Source organism: Actinocrispum sp. NPDC049592 (assembly GCF_040675465.1).
Taxonomy (GTDB): domain Bacteria; phylum Actinomycetota; class Actinomycetes; order Mycobacteriales; family Pseudonocardiaceae; genus Kibdelosporangium.
In genome coordinates, this window is sequence record NZ_JBFAPA010000009.1 from 411,376 (window position 1) to 417,375 (window position 6,000).

Sequence of the window (6,000 nt, forward strand, 5' to 3'; positions counted from 1 at the left end):
AGGGCGCGGCGCCGGGCCTCCTGCTCCCCGGCGCCGTTGCCCGCCTTTCCCTGCCCGCACTCGTTCTCAAGACAACGAGGTACTTCGCCGTGTCCAGAAGTCGTAGCAGAATCGGGAAGATCGGCGCTGCCCTGCTGATGGCGGTGGGCGCGCTGAGCGTTGCCGCACCGGCGCAGGCGGCCGGTGAACAGGTCAACATCTGGCTCACCACAACGAACGACGGCGGCGGCCGGAACGTCACGCGCGGCCTGCAGCAGCAGGCTCCCATCAACTTCACCGCCGGCACCGGCTCCGGCGGCGCGACCATCACCGTCAACGAGAACACCACGTACCAGCCGTTCGAGGGTGGCGGCGCGTCCTTCACGGACTCCGCCGCGTGGCTGATGAACTCGAGTGGCCTGTTGTCCTCGGCCACCCGCAACGACGTGATGAACAAGCTGTTCAACCCGAACACCGGGATCGGCGTGTCGTTCCTGCGCAACCCGATGGGCGCCTCGGACCTGGCCCGGTTCAGCTACTCCTACGACGACGGCGCGGACGACCCGAACCTGACCCGGTTCTCCGTCGCGCACGACCTCGCCGACGTCGTTCCCCTGACGCGGCAGGCGAAGCAGCTCAACCCGGCGATGAAGATCATGGCCACACCGTGGTCGCCGCCGCCGTGGATGAAGGACAACAACGACTTCAAGCTCGGCTGGGTCGAGTCGCAGTACTACCCCGCGCTGGCCCAGTACTTCGTCAAGTACGTGCAGGCCATGGGCGCGCAGAGCATCCCGATCGACTACGTGTCGGTGAACAACGAGCCGACCTGCTGCGCCACCTACCCGTCGGCGAACTGGAACGGCTCCGGGCTGGCCGTGTTCACCAAGAACAACCTGCTGCCCGCCCTGCAGAACGCCGGACTGTCCACAAAGGTCCTCGCGCTGGACTGGAACTGGGACCAGTACCAGTCGTTCGCCGCGCCGACGCTGAACGACGCCGCGATCCGCAACCACCCGAACTTCGGTGGCATGGCGTGGCACGGCTACGCGACGGACCACTCGCTGGTCTCGACCCAGACGACGGTGCGCAACCAGTATCCGAACCTCGGCGTGTACGACACCGAGATGTCCGGCGGGACCTGGGTGGGCAACCAGCAGAACGACGACATGATCAACATGATCGACTACGCGCGCAACTGGAGCCGCAGCTTCGTCAAGTGGAGCCTGGCGATCGACCAGGCGCACAACCCGCACAACGGCGGATGTGACGTCTGCACGGGCCTGATCACCGTCCACAACGGAGACGGCCGCAACGGCCAGGTGGACTACACCGTCGAGTACTACACGATGGGGCACCTGACCAAGTTCGTGAAGCCGGGCGCGCTGCGCATCGACTCCAACGACAACGGCTCGGTGCGCAACGTGGCGTGGAGGAACCCGGACGGTTCCAAGGCGCTGATCGCGTACAACACCACCGGTAGCACCCAGAACGTGCGCGTCAACTGGGGCAGCCAGTCGTTCACCTACAACCTGCCGACCAAGACCTCGGCCACCTTCACCTGGGGCGGCACGCAGGGCGGGCCTCCCGGTGGCGGCACCGGCCAGGTCACCGGGCTGGCGGGCAAGTGCATGGATGTGGCGGGTGCCAACTCCGCCAACGGAACCGCTGTGCAGCTGTACGACTGCAACGGCACCGGCGCGCAGCAGTGGACCCGGTCCGGCAGTGCCTTCCAGGCGCTGGGCAAGTGCCTGGACGTGTCCGGCGCCGGCACGACCAACGGGACACCGGTCCAGATCTGGGACTGCAACGGCTCCGGCGCCCAGCAGTGGCAACCGAACGCGAACGGCGGCCTGGTCAACACCGGCGCCAACAAGTGTCTGGACGTGACCGGGAACAACTCGGCCAACGGCACCAGGCTTCAGATCTGGGACTGCACCGGCGCGGCCAACCAGCGCTGGACCGTCCCAGCCGCTTGATACCGGGAGATGATTTGCTCAGGAGATCCGCGGCGCTGCTCACTGGCGCTGCCGCCGCTCTGACCATGGCCGCCGCCCCCGCGGCGGCGGCCACCGGTCAGATCACCGGCCTGGCCGGGAAGTGCGTTGATGTCGCAGGGGCGAACAACGCCAATGGAACGGCCGTGCAACTGTGGGACTGCAACGGCACCAACGCTCAACAGTGGACAGTGCCGGGCACCGGCGCCGTCCAGGCGCTGGGCAAGTGCCTGGACGTCGCCGGTGGTGGGACCGTGAACGGGACCGTCGTCCAGCTCTGGGACTGCAACGGGACCGGTGCGCAGAACTGGGTTGTCTCGGCGGCCAACGACCTGGTGAACGTCCAGGCGAACAAGTGCCTTGACGTCACCGGGAACAACTCGGCCAACGGGACCAGGCTGCAGATCTGGGACTGTGCGGGGACACCGAACCAGAAGTGGTCCGCGCCCGGCGGTGGCGGGACCCCGCCCACCGACCCGCCGCCCGGTGGCAACGGCGCGATGGCTGTGGCGCCGTACATCTACAACGGCTGGGGCGCTCCGCCCAACCCGGTCGAGGTGATGAACGCGACCGGCGTCAAGTGGTTCACCATGGCCTTCATCCTCAGCAACGGGTACTGCGACCCGCAGTGGGACGGCAACCGGGGCCTGACCGGTGGTGTGGACCAGAGCTCGATCAACCAGATCCGCGCGGCGGGCGGCGACATCATCCCGTCGTTCGGCGGGTACAGCGGCAACAAGCTGGAGAGCTCGTGCGGCAGCGCGGGTGAGCTCGCCGACCGGTACCAGCGGGTGATCAACGCGTTCGGCCTCAGGGCGATCGACATCGACATCGAGGACCAGGCCTACTCGGACCCGAACACCCAGCAGCGCACCATCGACGCGTTGAAGATCGTCCGGGCGAACAACCCGGGGATCGTCATCTACATCACGCAGGGCACCGGCCAAAGTGGACCGGACACCAGCCTGATCAACCGCGGTGCCCGGGCGGGGTTCACCGCGGACGCGTGGGCGATCATGCCGTTCGACTTCGGTGGCGCGGGCCAGAACATGGGCAACCTCACCGTGAGCGCGGCCGAGGGCCTGAAGAACGCGCTGCGCGGCGCGTACGGCTACTCCGATGACCAGGCGTACCGGCACATGGGCATCTCGTCCATGAACGGCGTCACCGACGGGACCAATCCCGAGCACGTCTACCCGTCGGACTTCCGCACCATCCTGGGTTACGCCCAGCAGCACCACCTGGCGCGACTGACTTTCTGGTCGGTCAACCGGGACCGGCCGTGCACGGGAGGCCCGGCCGACAGCTGCTCGGGTGTTTCACAGCAGCCGTGGGAGTTCACGAAGGTGTTCGCCCCGTACCAGGGCTGACACCTTCACCGGAAGTGGCCCCTGTTTCACCGGCAGGGGCCACTTTTGTCTACAAGGAGAAGGAGAACGATGTTCCGAAGAACCTCTGCCCTGCTGGCCGGGGCGGCCGCCGCCTTGGCCATGGTCACTTTGCCCGCCCTGCCGGCGACAGCGGCCACTGGAGCGATCACCGGCCTGGCCGGCAAGTGTGTGGACGTGGCGGGCGCCAACAGCGCCAACGGCACCGCCGTCCAGCTGTACGACTGCAACGGGACCGGCGCGCAGCAGTGGAACGTGGTCGGCAACGGCCAGATCCAGGCGCTGGGCAAGTGTTTGGACGCGGCGGGTGCCGGTACCGCCAACGGGACCGTGATCCAGCTGTGGGACTGCAACGGCACGGGCGCCCAGAACTGGACCGTGACGGCCGCGAAAGACATCGTGAACATCAGCGCGAACCGATGCCTGGACGTCACCGGGAACAACTCGGCGAACGGCACCCGCCTCCAGCTGTGGGACTGCACGGGCGGCGGCAACCAGAAGTGGAACGCTCCCGGAGGCGGCGGTACCCAACCGAGCGGCTTCGTGGTCACAGAGGCCCAGTTCAACCAGATGTTCCCGGGCCGCAACGGGTTCTACACCTACAGCGGCCTGGTGACCGCGGCGAACTCGTTCCCGGGCTTCGCCAAGACGGGCAGTGACACCATCCGCAAGCAGGAAGCCGCGGCTTTCCTCGCCAACGTCGCCCACGAGACGGGCAACCTGGTGTTCATCGTCGAGCAGAACACCGCCAACTACCCCCACTACTGCGACGCCAGCCAGCCCTACGGCTGCCCCGCAGGCCAAGCCGCATACTACGGCCGCGGCCCCATCCAACTGTCCTGGAACTTCAACTACAAGGCCGCAGGCGACTACCTGGGCATCGACCTCCTGCACAACCCCAACCTCGTGCAGACCGACGCGGCGATCTCCTGGAAGACCGCCCTGTGGTACTGGAACACCCAGACAGGCCCCGGAACCATGACCCCCCACAACGCCATGGTGAACAGCCGAGGCTTCGGCGAGACGATCAGAAGCATCAACGGCAGCATCGAATGCAACGGCGGCAACCCCGCCCAAGTCCAAAGCCGAGTCGACAGCTACAACAGGTTTGTAGGCATCCTCGGCGTCCCTGCTGGCGGCAACCTGTTCTGTTAGCCAGCCCCACAGACAGCGCCGCCCCTTCTTGCTCGGGGCGGCGCTGTCTCTTTGCTGGGCCGGTCATGCTCGTATCCCTGGGGTTATGCGGCGGCGGGGATGGATCTTCGGGCGGAGTTGGTTCTGGGGCGGCGGTGTGGGTCGATATACGCGGGCGGGATGAACCGCGGGGTGCGGTCGACCATCTCGATGGCCCAGTCACTGCGGTGCACCAAACGGTGGTGGTGTGGACAGAGCAGGACGAGATTGTCCACTTTGGTCGGGCCGTGGTTGCGCCAGTGGATGATGTGGTGGCCGTCGCACGCGCTGGCGGGTACTCCGCAGCTCGGGAAGGCGCAGCCACCATCCCGGAGGATCAAGGCGCGGCGGATGTGGGCGGGGACAGTGTAGGAACTGACACCGATGTCCAAAGGCTCGGACTTGCTGCCCAGCACGGCCGGGAACACGTGGCTGTCGCAAGCGATGCGGCGGGCCTCGCGGGCGGTGAGGTAGGTGTCGGGTCCGACGAGGATGCGGTCATCGAGGTCCCGCAGCAAGTCCGCATAGGAGATGGTGATGGCGACCGGCGTGCGCAGCCCGTTCTTCGTGGGCTGGGGCACTGGGCTGCCATCCGCAGGGTTTCCACGAACGCATCAGCGGTGCGCTCGGCCTGGCAGCGGTCGTCGGCACAGTCGGTGGGGGCGCTGCTCACCCTTCTTGATCACCGGATGCAGCAGGTGGGCATCCTCGCCAGGGAGGTGGCCGCGGAAGTCAAGGCCACCATCCCGACGAGCGCGGATGTGCAGCATCCGGTCCGGTTGCTTGGGTTCCGGATCGGGCGGAGGCGGACCGTCCGGGTCGACGATGTTGCGGACCCGGGTGCCGAAGCGGGCCAAGGCGTTGGGATCGTCCTCGGCGGCCTGGGCGACCATCGTGGACTCGGCCAGCGCGAGCTTCTCGGGCTCCAGATCGGGCAAGTCCTGGAGGGTCTTACGGATGACGTCCACAGCTTCGGAGCCGATGTCTCCGGCAGCCAAGGCAGAGGCAGTCGTCGGCAGGGCAGGCTCGATCACCGACCCGGTGGGTGTGATGCTGGGAAACAACGCCTCCGCCTGCGCCAAACGGCGCTTGGCTTCCTTGGGCGAGATCCGCAACGCATGCACAAGCAACGCCGCCGGGTTGGAGTAACCGAGGTCGTTGGCGAGGCCCTGGTTGTTCAGGTGGGCCACCAGTTCCAGCTCGGCGTAGTAGGTCCGCCGGACCTGGGCCTCAAACCCCTGCAGGGCAGCGACTATCTCTTCTTTTGTTTTACCCCAACAATTTCCACTGCCCGGCATAGCTCCATACTACCGGGCACAACCCGCGATTTCAGTGCCACGCAAGGCCATCACCGATATGGGTGACCCACCAACGCGAAGCGCAACAGACCCCGCCTTCGTGCCCTGTCCCTCCGGTATGGCCTGGCGCTTGCGCAATCGCATCTGTCAAGTGGGGGCCACAAA

General features: G+C 66.7%; 4 protein-coding genes and 1 pseudogene. 3 read left to right on the forward strand and 2 right to left on the reverse strand.

The annotated features are described in order from the left end of the window. The first annotated feature begins 89 nt into the window (after positions 1 to 89). The 3 genes from AB0J95_RS24820 to AB0J95_RS24830 all read left to right on the forward strand — a co-directional run bounded on the left by AB0J95_RS24820 (position 90) and on the right by AB0J95_RS24830 (position 4,519). Positions 90 to 1,958, forward strand: coding sequence for a ricin-type beta-trefoil lectin domain protein (locus AB0J95_RS24820; RefSeq protein ID WP_364762129.1), 1,869 nt, complete (start codon positions 90 to 92; stop codon positions 1,956 to 1,958). A 14-nt stretch (positions 1,959 to 1,972) separates the two neighbouring features. Beyond that, positions 1,973 to 3,346, forward strand: a complete 1,374-nt coding sequence (locus AB0J95_RS24825; protein WP_364762132.1) for a ricin-type beta-trefoil lectin domain protein — start codon at positions 1,973 to 1,975, stop codon at positions 3,344 to 3,346. Positions 3,347 to 3,415: 69 nt separating this feature from the next. Further along, positions 3,416 to 4,519: a glycoside hydrolase family 19 protein gene (locus AB0J95_RS24830; RefSeq protein ID WP_364762135.1), complete on the forward strand. Its 1,104-nt coding sequence runs from the start codon at positions 3,416 to 3,418 to the stop codon at positions 4,517 to 4,519. An 83-nt stretch (positions 4,520 to 4,602) separates the two neighbouring features. Here AB0J95_RS24830 and AB0J95_RS24835 read toward each other — a convergent pair whose 3' ends face one another. After that, positions 4,603 to 4,878: an HNH endonuclease signature motif containing protein gene (locus AB0J95_RS24835; protein WP_364762162.1), complete on the reverse strand. Its 276-nt coding sequence runs from the start codon at positions 4,876 to 4,878 to the stop codon at positions 4,603 to 4,605. Beyond that, a pseudogene (locus tag AB0J95_RS24840) lies at positions 4,876 to 5,835 on the reverse strand (DUF222 domain-containing protein); the annotation flags it as partial. The pseudogene AB0J95_RS24840 and the gene AB0J95_RS24835, both read right to left, overlap by 3 nt. Positions 5,836 to 6,000: the final 165 nt, after the last annotated feature.

Coding starts and splice junctions, on each gene's coding strand:
- AB0J95_RS24830 (WP_364762135.1), top strand. CDS start 3,416: ATGTTCCGAAGAACCTCTGCCCTGCTGGCCGGGGCGGCCGCCGCCTTG.